The sequence below is a fragment of the Pseudomonas sp. 31-12 genome, assembly GCF_003151075.1.
GTDB lineage: Bacteria > Pseudomonadota > Gammaproteobacteria > Pseudomonadales > Pseudomonadaceae > Aquipseudomonas.
This window is the reverse complement of record NZ_CP029482.1, coordinates 1306524-1325133: the sequence shown is the minus strand read 5'-3', so window position 1 is coordinate 1325133 and position 18610 is coordinate 1306524. Positions and strand designations below refer to the sequence as shown.

Here is an 18610-nt window from a genome sequence, read left to right as displayed (position 1 = left end):
GGGATGTCTCCATAACAAAACCCGCGCGGCACTATAGCTGATCCAGCCCACATTCCCGCAGCAGCACCGAACCCATTGTGGCGAGGGAGCTTGCTCCCGCTGGGCTGCGAAGCAGCCCCAAACCTGCGACCTCATTCCTTCAGGTGAAACCTGCGCAGCAATCTTGCGACCGCTTCGCGATCGAGCGGGAGCAAGCTCCCTCGCCACAAAAGCCCATACAGTCAAACCGCCGATCACCTATGGACTTGATAGCTGGAGTCAACCGGCCCAACCCCCTAGAATCGCGCCCACGATTAAAGGAGACGACTTCATGCTGATGGTGATTTCCCCCGCCAAGACCCTCGACTACGAAACACCGCCGGCGACCCAGCGCTTTACCCAGCCGCAGTACCTCGACCATTCCCAAGAGTTGATCATGCAGTTGCGCGACCTGACGCCAGCGCAGATCAGCGAGTTGATGCACGTCTCCGACAAGATCGGCGGCCTCAACGCCGCACGTTTCGGCAGCTGGACGCCCGCGTTCACCCCGGAAAACGCCAAGCAGGCGCTGCTCGCCTTCAAGGGCGACGTGTACACCGGACTCGACGCGCAAACCTTCAGCGAAGCCGATTTCGATTACGCGCAACAACACTTGCGCATGCTTTCAGGCCTGTACGGTCTGTTGCGCCCGCTGGACCTGATGCAACCGTATCGTCTGGAGATGGGCACCAAACTGGCAAATGCCCGTGGCAAGGATCTGTATGCGTTCTGGGGCACGCGGATCAGCGAATGGCTGAACGAAGCCCTGGCCGATCAGGGCGACGACGTATTGCTGAACCTGGCCTCCAACGAATACTTCTCGGTGGTCAAACGCAGTGCCTTGAACGCACGCATCATTAATACCGACTTCAGGGACTTGAAGAACGGTCAATACAAGATCATCAGTTTCTACGCGAAAAAAGCGCGGGGAATGATGAGCCGTTTCGTCATTGAAGAGCGCGTCAACGACCCGGCAGACCTCAAAAAATTTGACGTTCAAGGCTATCGCTACAGTGCCGAGCAGTCTAAACCGGACCATCTGGTATTCCTGCGCGATCACGCGCCCGAGTAAGCTCCCGGTTGGTGCACGACAGCAGAAAAGCGTCGTGCGCCACCGTCTGATCGTCCAACAATCCCCCGCCTTATTCGCCGACTTATTGGCGCCATAAATCCATCACCCGATTTTCTAACTTTAGTTTCACTCGACTTTGATGATTTTTTTCAGTAGTGGCACTGAAAATTTTTCTCGGTAGTGGCACAAAACTATCGGGGTCGATAATAAGCCTATATATAAAGGGCCAAACGGTAAGTGCTATCAGTTTGAGAGCAGTGCCATCTTTCTCAATATTTCAAGAAATTTCAGAATTCGCGATGGGCGGACAGGAACTATGTCCAAATGCGTAGCTCATACCACCGGTAACGATTTTCTCAATGTATGTACGAGATAACTTACGCAGAGAAGAGCGCCACGTAGCGAAGTTGTCACATTAACTTCCGCAGACTGGGCCTCTGATTTGGGCAACACATAAAGGACAGGAGATACGCTTATTAATATCCCCTTCAAGGCCAAGGCTGCGCCCCTATAAACGTGCTCATCTGAGCACCCAACCGCTTGATTTACGGGCTTCTGGCCTGGCATTGAGCGCGCAAGACCTTTGCTCACGGTCCTCTGATTAGAAGATCGGCTGCATAACAGGGCACATCAGAATAATAAGGCCTAGTTGCGCACCCCTTGAGTGCACTTATTTAGACACTCGGAACTTTGTATGCCTGCACGCGGCACTGTGGCGCCTGTAAGCCGCACTTCCGAGTGCACTATACCGCTGAACACCATTAACTCCGGCCATGTAATGGCTTGATAAAACACAGAGGTAATTGCGATGCGCATCAGCATATTTGGTTTGGGTTACGTCGGCGCAGTATGTGCCGGTTGCCTGTCTGCACGGGGCCATGACGTCGTAGGCGTCGATGTTGCCAAAGACAAAATCGATATGATCAACGCCGGCAAATCGCCGATCGTTGAACCGGGTCTGGGCGAACTTCTGAAGAAGGGCATCGAGACGGGCAAATTGCGCGGCACGACCAACTTCGCCGAGGCGATTCGTGACACCGACCTGTCGATGATCTGCGTCGGTACGCCGAGCAAGAAGAACGGCGACCTGGAACTGAACTACATCGAAGCCGTGTGCCGCGAGATCGGTTTTGTCCTGCGTGACAAGACCACCCGCCACACCATCGTGGTTCGCAGCACCGTTTTGCCAGGCACGGTCGCAAACGTTGTCATCCCTATCCTCGAAGACTGCTCCGGCAAGAAAGCCGGCGTTGATTTCGGCGTTGCAGTGAACCCTGAGTTCCTGCGCGAAAGCACCGCGATCGCCGACTACGACCTGCCGCCAATGACCGTCATCGGCGAGTTCGACAAGGCCTCGGGCGACGTTCTGCAATCGCTGTACGAAGAGCTCGACGCACCGATCATCCGCAAGGACATCGCCGTTGCCGAAATGATCAAGTACACCTGTAACGTGTGGCACGCCACCAAGGTGACCTTCGCCAACGAGATCGGCAACATCGCCAAGGCGTGCGGTGTCGACGGTCGCGAAGTGATGGAAGTGGTCTGCCAGGACAAGACACTGAACCTGTCCCAGTACTACATGCGCCCAGGCTTCGCGTTCGGCGGCTCTTGCCTGCCCAAAGACGTGCGCGCCCTGACCTACCGCGCCGGTGCACTGGACGTGGAATCGCCTTTGCTGAACTCGCTGATGCGCAGTAACGAATCGCAGGTGCAGAACGCCTTCGACATCGTTTCCAGCCACGACAAACGCAAAGTCGCCCTGTTGGGCCTGAGCTTCAAGGCCGGCACCGATGACCTGCGTGAAAGCCCGCTGGTTGATCTGGCGGAAATGCTGATCGGCAAGGGTTACGACCTGAGCATCTACGACAGCAACGTCGAATACGCCCGTGTCCACGGCGCGAACAAGGATTACATCGAGTCGAAGATCCCTCACGTCTCGTCCTTGCTCAACGCTGACTTCGACGACGTGATCGCCAACTCCGACGTGATCATCCTCGGCAACCGTGACGAGAAATTCCGCGCCTTGGCGCAGAACGCTCCGCACGGCAAGCAAGTCGTCGACCTGGTCGGCTTCATGTCTAAAGCCACCAGCGTCAGTGGCCGTACCGAAGGCATCTGCTGGTAACAAGCGGTATCGGGAGGGTTTGCGGTGCTCACAAAGCCCGCAACCCTCCCGGCTTTTTCGCCTGCCTTAACCCCATCGGGCCACCCCACAGGCTCGCCCGAGATAGAGACGGATGCAGATTATGCACAGGCTAAAGCACGGCCTACTTCAGGCCGCCGGTTGGCTGTTTTACCTAAGTTTATTGATGGGCATCGCCATGGCGTTGCCTGCGTCCACATTCGATTCCGATTCGAAGGACTTTATCTTCCTCATCGGTTTCATCGGCATCTGGCGCTACTCGATGGGCGCCACGCACTTTGTGCGCGGGATGCTGTTCCTGTACGTGGTCTACCCGCACCTGCGGCGCAAAGTGCGCAAGCTGGGTGACGCGGCAAACCCGTCCCATGTGTTTCTGATGGTCACAAGCTTCCGTATCGATGCGCTGACCACCGCACAGGTCTACGCCTCCGTCATTCGCGAAGCGATCGACTGCGGCCTGCCGACCACCATGGTGTGCTCCATCGTGGAAATGTCCGATGAGAAGCTGGTGAAAAGCCTTTGGACGAAGATGAATCCGCCGGATCGGGTCAAGCTCGACTTCGTGCGCATTCCCGGCACCGGCAAGCGTGATGGCCTGGCCTACGGTTTCCGCGCCATCTCCCGCCACCTGCCGGACGACCGCGCAGTGGTTGCAGTGATCGATGGCGACACCGTGCTCGCCGAGGGCACCGTGCTCAAGACCGTGCCGTGGTTCCAGCTGTTCGGCAATGTCGGCGGCCTGACCACCAACGAGTTCTGTGAAGTGCGCGGCGGCTACATCATGAGCGAATGGCACAAACTGCGATTCGCCCAGCGCCACATCAACATGTGCTCGATGGCCTTGTCCAAGCGCGTACTGACCATGACCGGCCGGATGTCGGTGTTTCGCGCGACCGTGGTCACCAACCCGGACTTCATCGCCGACGTGGAAAGCGACTCGCTGCAACACTGGCGCCTGGGCCGCTTCAAGTTCCTGACCGGTGACGACAAGTCGAGCTGGTTCAGCCTGATGCGCCTGGGCTACGACACGTTCTACGTGCCGGACGCCGCGATCCACACCGTGGAGCATCCACCGGAAAAAAGCTTCATCAAGGCCAGTCGCAAACTGATGTTCCGCTGGTACGGCAACAACCTGCGCCAGAACGCCCGCGCCCTGGGCCTGGGGGTTAAACGCCTCGGCCTGTTCACCTCGGTGGTGCTGTTCGATCAGCGCGTGTCGATGTGGACCTCGTTGCTGGGCCTGACGGTCGCACTGATCGCCAGCTTCAAGTACGGCACCGCGTTCATCCTCGTGTACCTGCTGTGGATCGGCATTACCCGCCTGATCCTGACCGTGCTGCTGTCGTTGTCCGGTCACCGGATCGGCCCGGCCTACCCGGCGATTCTCTATTACAACCAGATCGTTGGCGCGCTGGTGAAGATCTACGTGTTCTTCCGCCTCGACCAACAGTCCTGGACTCGCCAGCCCACTTCCCTGACCCGTGATCTCGCCAGCTTTCAACGTTGGTTCAACACCTGGTCGTCTCGGACCATGACCTTCTCCGCCGGCAGCATCTTTGTTGCCGTGCTGCTGATGATGGTCTGACCGCCCCCTTATTGAATTAACCAGGAAAACGCCCCTATGAATACCGCCGTCAACGCCAACGTAGTGCATGAGTCAGAAGCCCAGCGCCAACACGCCCGAGTGAAAATCCCGGCCAAGCTGCGTTTCTTCGGTCCCGACCGGACCCCGATGGAAGCTCGAGTGATCGACCTCTCCGCTGGCGGTCTGGCCTTCAACGCCGGTCAACTGCCGCTGAAAATCGGCGACGTGTACAAGGCTCGCCTGCAATTCGTCATCGATAACCTCGGCCTGGCCATGGACGTGGAGCTGCAAGTGCGCTCCTTCGATCGCCAGACCGGTCGTGCCGGTTGCCAGTTCCAGAACCTGGAACCACAAGACATTTCGACCCTGCGTCACTTGATCACTTCGCACCTGGCCGGCGACATCGTCAGCATGGGTGAAGTGCTGGCGACCTTGCAGCGCGACAACTTCACCAAGGCGCGCAAGATGAAGGACGGCGGCCACGGCATGACCGCGTTCGGTCGTCTGCGCGCCGTGACGTTCAGCCTGGCGATTTTCATCGTCGGCCTGGCGGCGTTCGGTTTCATCTTCAAGTCGGTGTACGGCATGTACTTCGTCAGCCACGCCCAGGCCGGTCTGGTCAGCGTGCCGGGCATGAACATCACCATGCCGCGCGACGGCACCGTGCAGAGCCTGATCAAGGCTGACGGCGTTGCCGCCAAAGGCGCTCCGCTCGCGACGTTCAGCACCAGCATGCTCGATGTGCTCAAGGGCCACCTTGACGACAATCAACTGCAACCGGCCAAGGTTGAAGAGCTGTTCGGCAAGCAAATGACCGGCACCCTGACGTCGCCGTGCGATTGCACCGTGGCCCAGCAACTGGTCGCCAATGGTCAGTACGCCAGCAAAGGCGACGTGATCTTCCAACTGGTACCGCGCAACAGCGAAGCCAACGTTGAAGCACGCTTCACCTATCGCCAGTTCGCCGATGTGCGTCCAGGCAGCACGGTCAGCTTCCAGATTGCCGGCGAAGACACCACCCGCAGCGGCAAGATCGTCAGCAGCACCAGCCTGAAAAGCGCCGACCTTTCCTCCGACATCCGTGTACTGATTCAGCCGGACGAGCCACTGGACAGCAAATTCGCCGGTCGCCCGGTTGAAGTGAACAGCTCCCGTGGTCCGAACCTGAACTGGCTGATCGACAAAGCCATGGCTTCCGGTCTTTAAGCAGAGGACATGCCCGTGACTATCTCAAAAATCTTGAACGCACCGCAGTCCCTGTGGGAGCGAGCCTGCTCGCGATGGGATCGCCGCGGTTTGTCTGATGGACCGAGTCACTTGAATCGCCAGCAGGCTGGCTCCCACATGGGTACGGTGTGTGCTTTGGCCCTGGCCGTAAGCCTCGCCGGTTGCGCCGGCCTGCCCGACCAACGCCTGGCCAACGAAGCCCTCAAGCGCGGCGACACCGCGCTGGCGGCGCAGAACTATCAGCAACTGGCAGACCTGGGTTACAGCGAAGCACAGGTTGGCCTGGCCGATATCCAGGTCGACAGCCGTGACCCGGCACAAATCAAACAGGCCGAGGCGACTTACCGCGCCGCGGCCAGCGTTTCGCCGCGAGCCCAGGCTCGCCTGGGTCGCCTGCTGGTGGCCAAGCCGGGGTCTACCGAAGCCGAACAGCACGAAGCCGAAGGCCTGCTGAAAAAAGCCTCGGCCGCTGGCGAAGGCAACACCCTGATCCCGCTGGCAATGCTGTACCTGCAATACCCGCACAGTTTCCCCAACGTCAACGCCCAACAGCAGATCAGCCAATGGCGCGCCGATGGCAAACCGGAAGCGGGCCTGGCTCAAGTGCTGCTGTATCGCACCCAAGGCACTTACGACCAACACCTGGACGAAGTCGAAACCATCTGCAAAGCCGCGTTGACCACCACCGACATCTGCTACGTCGAACTGGCCACGGTCTATCAGAAACAGGCCAAGCCTGAGCAACAGGCCGAGCTGATCAAGCAGATGCAAGCCGCTCATGCTCGCGGCACGGTCACCGCTCAACGTGTCGACAGTGTGGCGCGCGTGCTGGGCGATGCGACCCTGGGCAAGACCGACGAGAAAACCGCTCAGACGCTGCTCGAAAGCATCGCTCCGGGCTACCCCGCTTCCTGGGTCAGCCTCGCGCAATTGCTCTACGACTTCCCGGAACTGGGCGACGTCGACACGATGATGAAGTACCTGGACAACGGCCGCGCCGCTGACCAGCCGCGTGCCGAACTGTTGCTGGGCAAGCTCTACTACGAAGGCAAAATGGTCCCGGCCGACGCGAAGGTCGCCGAAGAACACTTCAAGAAAGCCGTCGACAGAGAAGTGGCCGCCGATTACTACCTCGGCCAGATCTACCGTCGCGGTTACCTGGGCAAGGTTTATTCGCAGAAAGCGCTGGACCACCTGCTCAAGGCTGCGCGTAACGGCCAGAACAGCGCCGACTTCGCCATTGCCCAACTGTTTTCCCAAGGCAAGGGCACCAAGCCCGACCCGCTTAACGCTTACGTCTTCAGCCAATTGGCCAAGGCGCAGAACACCCCGCAAGCCACCGAGCTTGCACAAACACTCGAAGCGCAACTGCCGCCTGCCCAGCTCGCCGAGGCCCAACGTCTGTTGAAACAAGAACAGGCCGTTCGTGGTGCCTTGAGCCAGAACACGCTGGAACTGCACGCCCTGCAAGAAGAAGACGGCGAGGAATCCCTATGAAGCTGAATCCATTCGTTAAGGCCGGTATCGGCCTGTCATTCGCCCTCTTGTGGTCGTGCCCGACCCTGGCGGCCCTGACTGAAAACCAGAACTACGGCCTGGACGTGAAAATCACTGCCCAGTCCGAAGACGATACCGACCTGGGTACCGCGAGCGGCGGCGACGTCAACGGCGTCGGCCTCGACCTGCGTCCCTGGATCTACGGCGAGAGCGGCGCGTGGAGCGGATACGCGATGGGTCAGGCGGTGACGTCCACCGACATCATCGAGACCGACACCCTTCAGCAGTCCGACAGCGACGGCACCCAGGCCACCGACAACGGTGATCGCAAGAGCAAGAAAAACTACCTGGCGATGCGCGAGTTCTGGGTCGGCTACAGCGGCTTGACGCCGTACCCTGGCGAGATCCTCAAGCTCGGTCGTCAACGCCTGCGCAACGACGACGGCCAATGGCGCGACACCAACATTGAAGCCCTGAACTGGACCTTCGACACCACCCTGTTGCGCGCCAACGCCGGTGTCGCCGAACGCTTCAGCGAATACCGCACCGACCTCACCGAGCTGGCGCCCAAAGACAAGGATCGCCTGCACGCCTACGCCGATGCGGCGTATCAGTGGACGCCGGGCAACTGGGTCGGCATTCGCGGTCATCACACCCACGATGACGGCAAGCTCGACTATCCAGAGCCAGGAGTTCCTGCCGATTCTCTGGACAAGAAAGAGAACGGCGACATCAGCTGGATCGGCCTCACCGCCGACAGCGATGCCTACAACTGGCGCAACACCAACACCGTCAATTACTGGGGCAGCGTCACCGGCATGAGCGGCGACCGCGACACGGTCAACCCGCTGAACGCCGACGGCACTCCGCCGGCACAAGCCAAGACCAGCGGTAACGTCGATGGCTGGGCCACTGACCTGGGCGTGCGTCTGCGCCTCGATCCGCAATGGCAAGTCGGTGCAGCCTATGCCCGCGCCAGTGCCGATTACGAACAGAACGGTCTGGAAAGCAACCGCTCGAACTACACCGGTACTCGCTCGCGGGTTCACCGTTTCGGCGAAGCCTTCCGCGGCGAAATGAACAACATGCAGACCGCGACGTTGTTCGGTTCGTGGATGCTCAACGACGAATACGACGCCAGCGTGATCTACCACAAATTCTGGCGCGTCGACGGCAACAAGCCGGTCGGCAGCAACGGCATCAACGCCGTGCAGAACGACACCGACGACGTGACCGGCGCCGTGCTCTCCAGCACGTCCCTGCCACTGGAAGATGGCAACAAAGACCTCGGCCAGGAAATGGACGTGGTCGTCACCAAGTACTTCAAGCAAGGCCTGCTGCCGGCCTCCCTGAGTCAGTCGATCGATGAGCCTTCGGCCCTCGTGCGTTTGCGTGGCGGTGTGTTCAAGCCGGGCGATGCGTATGGCAAAGGCGTCGACTCGTACATGCACCGCGCGTTTATCGACGTGATCTGGCGCTTCTGATGCGAACCGCGAAGGGAGTTCCTGACATGAACAGTCCGAAGAGAGGCTCGTTGACCTTGCTGGCCGGCGCGATGCTGCTGGCAAGTTCGGCGGCCTTCGCCACGGCGGAGCCGTCAGCGCCCGTGCAGAAAGGGCAGCCGGCGACCATCGCCAAGGGTCTGCAACAGGCCAAGACCTACACCGTCAGCAGCGCGCCGACCGAGCCGCTGGAACTGGCTGCGCCGAAACTGCCTGACACCTCCGGCTATACCGCCGAAGCCATCGCCGCGAAAGTCGTGCGCACCAAGGCCGGCAAAATCAGCGTGCGCCGGATGATGCAGGAAAACGCGCTGAAGGACTTCATCGGCGGCGATAACAAGATGGCCGAATGGGTAGTGCGTCAGCACGGTATCCCTCAGGCGATTTTCATCGACGACGGCTACATGAACCTCAAGGATCTGGCCAAGAAAGTACCCAAGCAGTACTTCAGCGAAACTTCGCCGGGCGTGTTCCTGGCGAAGTTGCCGATCGTGGTGGGTGAGAAAGGCATCCTGGAGATCGACAAGCAGACCCAGGAATTGCGCCTGTCCCAAGAGTCCGGTTCGTTCCTGGTCAACGACGGCCAGCTGTTTGTGCGTGATACCAAAATCACTGGCTGGAGCGAGAAGGCAAACGGCCCGGCGGCCTTCAAGTCGCCGAAGGAATTTCGTCCGTTCCTGCTGTCCTGGGGCGGCACCGAGACCTACATCGCCAACAGCAAGATCGCCAGTTTCGGCTACGCCAACAGTAAGTCCTACGGCGTGAGTATTTCCCAGTACACGCCGAACATGGCCAAGGTCCTCAAGCGTCCTGAACCGACGGGCTGGATCGTCGGCTCCGAGTTCTCGGACATGTGGTACGGCTTCTACTGCTACGAAACCCAAGACTTCGTGGTCAAGGGCAACACCTACAAAGACAACATCGTCTACGGCATCGACCCGCATGACCGTTCCCACGGTCTGATCATTGCCGACAACACGGTGTACGGGACCAAGAAGAAGCACGGGATCATTATTTCCCGTGAGGTCAACAACAGCTTCATCTTCAACAACCGCAGCTACGACAACAAGTTGTCGGGCCTGGTGATCGACCGTAACAGCGTGAACAACCTGATCGCCTACAACGAGATCTACAAGAACCACACGGACGGCATCACTCTCTACGAGAGTGGCGACAATCTGATTTACGGCAACAAGGTGATCAGTAACCGTCGCCACGGCATCCGTATTCGTAACAGCGTGAACATCCGCCTCTACGAAAACCTCGCCATGGCCAACGGTCTGACCGGCGTCTACGGCCACATCAAGGACCTGAGCGACACCGACCGGGACATCAAGCTCGACCCGTTCGACGCCCAGGTGTCGCTGATCATCGTCGGCGGCGAACTGGCCGGCAACGGCAGCGGACCGCTGTCCATCGACTCGCCGCTGAGCGTCGAGTTGTATCGCGTGTCCATGCTCGCGCCGACCAAATCCAGCGGCATCAGCTTCAACGGGATTCTTGGCGAGCGCCAGGATGAAATTCTCGACCTGCTGGTGCGCCAGCAGAAAGCCGTGCTGATCGACCCTGTCGAACGCCAGACCGAAATGCAGGACTGAGGATAATTTTATGCACCCACACTTGATCAAATTACTCAGCCTGTCGGCCCTGACCGCCGGCATTCTCGCGGCCAGCGCCGGCGTCCGTGCCGATGAAGTCAAGGCGCCCAGCTTCAGCGCCGAACCGTGCTGCAACCTGTGCCCCGAAGCTCACGACGCGAAGAACTACACCACGCGCTACCAGCAGAACTTCACCACGCTGGTGCAGGCTCAGGGCGACTGGCTGTTCCGTACGCAAGAAGACTTGCGCACCGAATTCGACACCACCCCCGCCGGCTACAAACGCATGAAAGAACTGCACGATGCGTTCAAGAGCAAAGGCGTGGAACTGGTCGTCGTTTACCAGCCGACCCGTGGCCTGGTGAACCGCAACAAGCTCAATCCGGAAGACAAAGCCAAGTTCGATTTCGACAAGGCGCTGAAGAACTACAAGACCATGCTCGGCCGTTTCGCCGCCATGGGTTATGTGGTGCCGGACCTGTCGCCGCTGACCAATGAATCGCTGCCCGACACCCTGCCGGCCCACGACTTCTACTTCCGCGGCGACCAACACTGGACGCCGTATGGCGCCCAGCGCACAGCGAAAATCGTCGGCGAGAAAATCAAGCAATTGCCTGAGTTCGCGGACATTCCCAAGCGCGAGTTCGAGAGCCATAAGTCGGGTCGCATGGGCAAGACCGGAACATTACACAACATGGCCGGTCAACTCTGTGGCACCAGCTACGCGATCCAGTACATGGATCAGTTCACCACCGAGCCAAAGGGCGAAGCCGCCGACGGCGACCTGTTCAGTGACTCCGGCAATCCAGAGATCACCCTGGTCGGCACCAGCCACAGTGGCAAGAACTACAACTTCGCCGGTTTCCTCGAAGAGGCCATCGGCGCCGACATCCTCAACGTGGCGTTCCCCGGTGGTGGCCTGGAAGGTTCGATGCTGCAGTACCTGGGCAGCGAAGAGTTCCAGACCAAGCCGCCGAAGATTCTGATCTGGGAATTCTCGCCGCTCTATCGCCTAGACCAGGAAACCACCTACCGCCAGATGATGGCGTTGCTGGACAACGGTTGCGAAGGAAAGGATGCACAGATGACCGGCAGCACCACGTTGAAACCGGGCAAGAACGAATTAATGGTCAACAGCAAGAACCTGAACCTGCAAAACGGCAGTCACCAGGTCGACATCCAGTTCGCCGATGCGTCGGTGAAAGTCCTGCAAGCCACCCTCTGGTACATGAACGGTCGCCACGAGGACATCAAAATCGAAAAACCGGAAACTTCCGACACCGACGGGCGCTTTGCCTTTGAGTTGCGTACGGACGAAGACTGGGCCACGCAGAATTTGCTGGCCGTCGAAATCCAGGGCCCTGAAGCAGGTGCCACGCCACAGAAAGTCGAAGCGAAAATCTGCAAACGCAACGTATTCCCTGGCGCTGGGCAGCGTACCGCTTCGGCCGGGCAATGAGGCAATTATGCAAACCCGAACTTTGAAAAGATTACTCGCACCGTCACTGCTGACGCTGGCGATGTTCGCCGGCGCCACGCAGGCCGCCGCGCCCCTGCGTCCGCCCCAGGGCTACTTCGCGCCGATTGAAAAAGTCAAAACCGGCGACAAGAGCGAAGGCTGTGATGCGGTGCCGACGCCGTACACCGGTTCGCTGCAATTTCGCAGCAAGTACGAAGGCTCCGACAAGGCCCGTTCGACCCTGAACGAAGCCTCGGAAAAAGCCTTCCGCGACACCACCGCCGACATCACCAAGATTGAGCGCGGCACCAGCAAGCGCGTGATGCAGTTCATGCGTGACGGTCGTCCGGAACAACTGGAATGCACCCTGAACTGGTTGACCGCGTGGGCCAAGGCCGACGCGCTGATGTCCAAGGACTTCAACCACACCGGCAAGTCCATGCGCAAATGGGCATTGGGCAGCATGGCGTCTTCGTACCTGCGCCTGAAGTTCTCCGACTCGCATCCGTTGGCCAACCATCAGCAAGAGTCGCAGTTGATTGAAGCCTGGTTCAGCAAAATGGCGGATCAGGTGGTCAGCGACTGGGACAACCTGCCGCTGGAAAAAACCAACAACCACTCGTACTGGTCCGCCTGGTCGGTGATGGCAACGTCCATCGCCACCAACCGCCGCGACCTGTTCGACTGGTCGGTAAAGGAATTCAAGGTCGCCGCCAATCAAATTGACGCCCAGGGTTTCCTGCCCAACGAACTCAAGCGCCAGCAACGCGCCCTCGCCTATCACAACTACGCCCTGCCGCCGCTGGCGATGATCGCCAGTTTTGCGCAGGTCAACGGTGTGGATTTGCGCCAGGAAAACAACGGCGCGCTGAAACGCCTGGGTGATCGAGTGCTATCGGGGGTAGAAGACCCGGACGAATTCGAGAAGAAGAACGGTAAAGAACAGGACATGACCGACCTCAAGGTCGATTCGAAATTCGCCTGGCTGGAACCGTTCTGCACGCTCTACACCTGCTCGCCGGATGTGCTCGAGAAAAAACACGAGATGCAGCCGTTCAAGACCTTCCGCCTCGGGGGTGACCTGACCAAGGTCTACGACCCGGCCAACGAGAAAGGCAAAAAAGGTTCCTAGAACCAATACAAAACCCTGTGGGAGCGGGCTTGCCCGCGATTGCAATCTGACATTCAACATGATGTCGACTGCCCCACCGCTATCGCGGGCAAGCCCGCTCCCACAGGGTCAGTGTCGAGTTTGAGTTTTGTGAGTTAGCCCTCCGGTTTTCGGTGGGGGGTTTGGGGGGGCCGTTGGCCCTTGACTGTTGGTTAAACATGGAGAGACCGGGATGGTATTTTCATCCAACGTGTTCCTGTTTTTGTTCCTGCCGATCTTTCTCGGCATGTACTACTTAAGCGGAATACGCTATCGCAACCTGCTGCTGCTGCTCGCCAGCTATGTGTTCTATGCCTGGTGGCGCGTGGACTTCCTCGCGCTGTTCGCCGCCGTCACGCTGTGGAACTACTGGATCGGCCTCAAAGTCGGCGCCGCAGGCGTTCGGACCAAACCGGCCCAGCGCTGGCTGCTGCTCGGCGTGGGCGTCGACCTGTGCATCCTCGGCTACTTCAAGTACGCCAACTTCGGCGTCGACAGCATCAACGCGATGATGACGTCGGTGGGTCTTTCGCCGTTCATCCTGACCCACGTGCTGTTGCCGATCGGGATCTCGTTCTACATCTTCGAGTCCATCAGCTACATCATCGACGTCTACCGTGGCGACACGCCGGCAACGCGCAACCTGATCGACTTTGCGGCGTTCGTGGCGATCTTCCCGCACCTGATTGCCGGCCCGGTGTTGCGTTTTCGCGACCTCGCCGACCAGTTCAACAACCGCACCCACACCCTCGACAAGTTCTCCGAAGGTGCCACGCGGTTCATGCAGGGTTTCATCAAGAAAGTCTTCATCGCCGACACCCTAGCGGTGGTCGCCGACCATTGCTTCGCCTTGCAGAACCCGACCACGGGCGATGCCTGGCTCGGCGCGCTGGCGTACACCGCGCAGTTGTATTTCGACTTCTCCGGCTACAGCGACATGGCCATCGGCCTGGGCTTGATGATGGGTTTCCGCTTCATGGAAAACTTCAAACAGCCGTACATCAGCCAGTCGATCACCGAGTTCTGGCGGCGCTGGCACATCAGCCTGTCCACCTGGCTGCGTGACTACCTGTACATCACGCTGGGCGGCAATCGCAAAGGCACGCTGATGACCTATCGCAACCTGTTCCTGACCATGCTGCTCGGTGGTCTGTGGCACGGCGCGAACATCACCTACATCATCTGGGGTGCGTGGCACGGCATGTGGCTGGCGATTGAAAAAGCCCTGGGCCTGAACACGTCGCCACGCAGCATCAACCCGATCCGCTGGGCGCTGACCTTCCTGCTCGTGGTCATGGGCTGGGTGATCTTCCGCTCGGAAAACCTGCACGTCGCCGGTCGCATGTACGGCGCGATGTTCAGCTTCGGTGAATGGTCACTGTCGGAACTCAACGCGGCCAGCCTCACCGGCCTGCAAGTGGCAACCCTGGTGGTGGCTTACATGACCCTGGCGTTCTTCGGCATCCGCGATTTCTACAGCAACCTGCCGCCTGAGAAGACCAAGCCTGTGGTCAACGTCGAGGCCGACGGCCCTGCCGCTGCCACGCCAGGAATGATCAAAGCCGTACCGGGCGACAACCCGACCAGCATCCATGAGCCTGGCTACACCGTTGGCGTTGAAGCCACCGTGCAACCGGCCTACTGGACGGCGGACTGGTCCCGTTACGTGATGCGCACGCTGGTCCTGGTGCTGTTCATCGCCTCGATTTTCAAACTCTCGGCGCAAAGCTTCTCGCCGTTCCTTTACTTCCAGTTCTGAGGGATCTGACCATGACCCGCTCATTACGTATCTTCTACATCGCCCTGTTCATGGTGACCCTGCTGGTGCTGGGCCTGTGGTCGACGCGCAGCTTCTTCGGCTTCAGCACCAACGCCGACGCGACAGTGCTCAATGGCCGCTGGGCCAAAGCCGTGGAAACGCATTACGACGAAGAGTTCCCGATCAAGCGCCTGGGCACCAACCTTTGGGCTGCGCTGGATTTCAAACTGTTCAACGAAGGTCGTCCGGGCGTCGTGCTCGGCCGCGATCAATGGTTGTACAGCGATGAAGAATTCAACCCGATCGTCAACGAAGAGTTGAACCTGCAAGGCAACTACGCGCTCGTAGAAGGCGTACGTCAGGAACTCAAGGCCAAAGGCGTGAAACTGGTGATGGCGATCGTGCCGGCCAAGACTCGCCTGTACCCGGAACACCTGGGCCAAGTGAAGCCTTCGAGCATTCACGCCAACCTCTATGAAGACTTCCACGCTCGTGTGGCGGCCAACAAGATCATCGCGCCCGACCTGTTCGGTCCGATGCTCCACGCCAAGCTCGACGGTCAGCAAGTGTTCCTGCGAACCGACACTCACTGGACCCCGGAAGGCGCACAAATCGCCGCCGAGACTCTGGCCAAGACCATTGCCGAGAAGACCCCGCTCAGCGGCGAGCCGCAACGCTTCGTCACTGAACCTGCGGAGAAAGTCACGCACAAGGGCGACCTGCGGTTGTTCCTGCCGCTGGACCCGCTGTTCGAAAACCTGATGCCGAAGACCGAACCGTTGCAAAAGCGCAACACCGTGGTCGCGCAAGACCAGCCTGCCGGTGATGACGCGCTGTTCGCCAACACTGAAGTGCCGGTGGCCCTGATCGGCACCAGCTACAGCGCCAACCCGAACTGGAACTTCGTCGGTGCGCTGAAACAAGCGCTGAACAGCGACGTGGTCAATTACGCCGAAGACGGCCACGGCCCGATTCTGCCGATGCTCAGCTACCTGAAAAGTGATGCTTTCAAGAACAGCCCGCCACAGGTGCTGATCTGGGAGTTTCCTGAACGTTATCTGCCTGTGAACAACGAAATCGGCGACGCCGACCCGCAGTGGGTCGCAGAGCTCAAAGAAGCCGGCGCCCGCCAACAAAACGTAGCCGCAAACACTAAATCCGAGACGCCCGACCGGGCGCAAAACTGAAAGAGAGAGGTACTACCATGACTTTCACTACTACTCCTCGCCGTCTCGCCAAGACCTTTGCACTTGTTGCTGGCATGAGCGTGTTATCGATGTCCGCCTTTGCTGGTGACGCTGCACTCTACGGCCCGACTGCACCGAAAGGTTCGAGCTTCGTCCGTGTCTACAACGCCGGTAACGCTGAAGTCAGCGCCACCGTCGGCAGCACCAACCTGGCCGAAGTCGCGCCGCTGTCCAGCACCGACTTCAGCTTCATGCCGGGCGGCGACTACAGCGCCAAGGTCGGCAGCCAGACGCTGCCGGTGAAACTGGCCGGCGACCACTATTACACCCTGGTCAACAACGCCAGCGGCGCGCCGCAACTGATCGAAGAGCCGCCGTTCAAGAACAAGCAGAAATCCCTGGTTCGCGTACAGAACCTCAGCGACAAGGCCCTGACCCTGAAAACTGCTGACGGCAAGACCGAAGTGGTTCCGTCCGTAGCGGCCAAGGGCCGTGGCGAGCGTGAAATCAACCCGGTCAAAGTCAGCCTGGCCCTGTATGACGGCGCCACCAAAGTCGGCGACGTGAAACCGGTTGCCCTGGAACGCGGTGAAGCCGCCGTGCTGTACGTCACAGGCAAAGGCAGCAGCCTGTCGCCAGTCTGGGTAAAACGCCCGGTTTCGACGCGCTAACACATTTTCCCGGTTGACCCCGCCCCCTGTGGGAGCCGGGCTTGCCCGCGATGCAGACGACTCGGTACAGCAGACAGACCGAGGTGATGCCATCGCAGGCAAGCCAGCTCCCACAAGGACCGGGATGTCAGTCGGGACACGGAATAAGAACAAGAGTGAAACGACAGAACGCAGTAGCTCTGACCCATACGATTTTCAAGGAGTAACAACATGATTCCGGTGATCTTGTCAGGTGGTAGCGGCTCACGTCTTTGGCCGCTTTCCCGTAAGCAGTTCCCTAAACAGTTCCTCGCCCTGACCGGCGAACACACGCTGTTCCAGCAAACCCTGGAACGCCTGGTGTTTGAAGGCATGGACACCCCGATCGTGGTTTGCAACAAAGACCACCGCTTCATCGTCAACGAGCAGTTGACCAACCGTAAACTGGAAACCCAGCGCATCCTGATGGAACCGTTCGGCCGCAACACGGCGCCGGCCGTGGCCCTGACCGCGATGATGCTGGTCAACGAAGGTCGTGACGAGTTGATGCTGGTGCTGCCGGCCGACCACGTACTGGACGACCAGAAAGCCTTGCAACGCGCCTTGGCCCTGGCCACCGTCGCGGCCGAAAACGGCGAAATGGTGCTGTTCGGCGTACCGGCCACCAAACCGGAAACCGGCTACGGCTACATCAAGTCCACCAACGACTCGCTGCTGCCCGAAGGCGTCAGCCGCGTCTCGCACTTCGTCGAAAAACCGGACGTGAAACGCGCCACCGAGTTCGTCCAGTCCGGCGGCTATTTCTGGAACAGCGGTATGTTCCTGTTCCGCGCCAGCCGCTTCCTGGAAGAGCTGAAAAAGCACGATCCGGACATCTACGACACCTGCCTGCTGACGCTTGAGCGCAGCGAACAGGATGCCGACACCGTCACCATCGACGAAGCCACGTTCGCCTGCTGCCCGGACAATTCCATCGACTACTCGGTAATGGAAAAAACCCAGCGCGCCTGCGTCGTACCGCTGACCGCCGGCTGGAGCGATGTCGGTTGCTGGGCGTCGCTGTGGGAAGTGAATGACAAAGACGTCAACGGTAACGTCACCAAAGGCGACGTGGTCATTCAGGACAGCAAAAACTGCATGATCCACGGCAACGGCAAACTGGTGTCGGTGATCGGCCTGGAAAACATCGTGGTCGTCGAAACCAAGGACGCCATGATGATCGCCCACAAGGACTCGGTCCAAGGCGTAAAACAAATGGTCAACACCCTGAACGAACAGGGCCGCACCGAAACCCAGAACCACTGCGAAGTCTATCGTCCGTGGGGCTCCTACGACTCGGTCGACATGGGCGGCCGTTTCCAGGTCAAGCACATCTCGGTCAAGCCGGGCGCGTGCCTGTCGCTGCAAATGCACCACCACCGCGCCGAACACTGGATCGTGGTCAGCGGCACCGCCGAAGTAACCTGCGACGAAAACGTGTTCCTGCTCTGCGAGAACCAGTCGACCTACATCCCGATCGCTTCGGTTCACCGTCTGCGCAACCCGGGCAAGATTCCACTCGAGATCATCGAAGTGCAATCGGGCAGCTACCTGGGCGAAGACGATATCGAGCGCTTTGAAGATATCTACGGTCGCTCCACCCCGATCGAACGCGGCGTGTCGGTGAAAACCATCGCGCAGTAAGCGTTAAGCAAAACCAGAAGCCCCCGTCCAGTCCGCTGCGTTTTCCCTATCCGCAGCGGGTTGGGTGGGGGCTTTTTTTA

13 protein-coding genes are annotated in these 18610 nt (G+C 59.4%); all 13 read left to right on the top strand.

Translation table 11 applies throughout. From position 1 onward, the window contains the following. The first annotated feature begins 310 nt into the window (after positions 1-310). The 13 genes from yaaA (at position 311) to DJ564_RS05945 (ending at position 18530) form a co-directional block, all read left to right on the top strand. Positions 311-1090 carry a peroxide stress protein YaaA gene (gene yaaA / locus DJ564_RS06005; protein WP_109628078.1) on the top strand — a complete coding sequence of 260 codons (780 nt, stop codon included), beginning with the start codon at positions 311-313 and terminating at the stop codon, positions 1088-1090. Positions 1091-1898: 808 nt separating this feature from the next. Then, positions 1899-3215 carry a nucleotide sugar dehydrogenase gene (locus tag DJ564_RS06000; protein ID WP_109628077.1) on the top strand — a complete coding sequence of 439 codons (1317 nt, stop codon included), beginning with the start codon at positions 1899-1901 and terminating at the stop codon, positions 3213-3215. A 121-nt stretch (positions 3216-3336) separates the two neighbouring features. Continuing rightward, positions 3337-4818 (top strand): mannuronan synthase, encoded by a 1482-nt coding sequence (gene alg8, locus DJ564_RS05995; RefSeq protein ID WP_370654476.1) that lies wholly within the window; start codon positions 3337-3339, stop codon positions 4816-4818. Between the two features lie 36 nt (positions 4819-4854). Beyond that, the gene (locus DJ564_RS05990) at positions 4855-6024 is read left to right on the top strand and encodes an alginate biosynthesis protein Alg44 (protein ID WP_109628076.1); all 1170 of its coding nucleotides are present in this window, start codon (positions 4855-4857) and stop codon (positions 6022-6024) included. A gap of 138 nt (positions 6025-6162) precedes the next feature. Further along, positions 6163-7542, top strand: coding sequence for an alginate biosynthesis TPR repeat lipoprotein AlgK (algK, locus tag DJ564_RS05985; RefSeq protein WP_109628075.1), 1380 nt, complete (start codon positions 6163-6165; stop codon positions 7540-7542). Continuing rightward, on the top strand, positions 7539-9026 hold the full coding sequence (locus DJ564_RS05980; protein WP_109628074.1) for an alginate export family protein: 1488 nt from the start codon (positions 7539-7541) through the stop codon (positions 9024-9026). The genes algK and DJ564_RS05980 overlap by 4 nt, the downstream gene beginning before the upstream one ends. 26 nt (positions 9027-9052) lie before the next feature. Beyond that, entirely contained in the window at positions 9053-10642 is a 1590-nt protein-coding gene (gene algG / locus DJ564_RS05975; protein WP_109628073.1) for a mannuronan 5-epimerase AlgG, read from the top strand. A 10-nt stretch (positions 10643-10652) separates the two neighbouring features. Then, complete coding sequence (locus DJ564_RS05970) at positions 10653-12101, top strand: alginate O-acetyltransferase (protein ID WP_109628072.1); 1449 nt, start codon at positions 10653-10655, stop codon at positions 12099-12101. Between the two features lie 7 nt (positions 12102-12108). Then, on the top strand, positions 12109-13233 hold the full coding sequence (locus tag DJ564_RS05965; protein WP_109628071.1) for a mannuronate-specific alginate lyase: 1125 nt from the start codon (positions 12109-12111) through the stop codon (positions 13231-13233). Between the two features lie 211 nt (positions 13234-13444). Beyond that, entirely contained in the window at positions 13445-15010 is a 1566-nt protein-coding gene (locus DJ564_RS05960; protein ID WP_109628070.1) for an MBOAT family protein, read from the top strand. Between the two features lie 11 nt (positions 15011-15021). Then, positions 15022-16197, top strand: coding sequence for an alginate O-acetyltransferase (locus tag DJ564_RS05955; protein ID WP_109628069.1), 1176 nt, complete (start codon positions 15022-15024; stop codon positions 16195-16197). 17 nt (positions 16198-16214) lie between these two features. Beyond that, positions 16215-16868, top strand: a complete 654-nt coding sequence (locus tag DJ564_RS05950) for an alginate O-acetyltransferase AlgF (protein ID WP_042932354.1) — start codon at positions 16215-16217, stop codon at positions 16866-16868. A 210-nt stretch (positions 16869-17078) separates the two neighbouring features. Continuing rightward, on the top strand, positions 17079-18530 hold the full coding sequence (locus DJ564_RS05945) for a mannose-1-phosphate guanylyltransferase/mannose-6-phosphate isomerase (RefSeq protein ID WP_109628068.1): 1452 nt from the start codon (positions 17079-17081) through the stop codon (positions 18528-18530). The last annotated feature ends 80 nt before the right edge of the window (positions 18531-18610 follow it).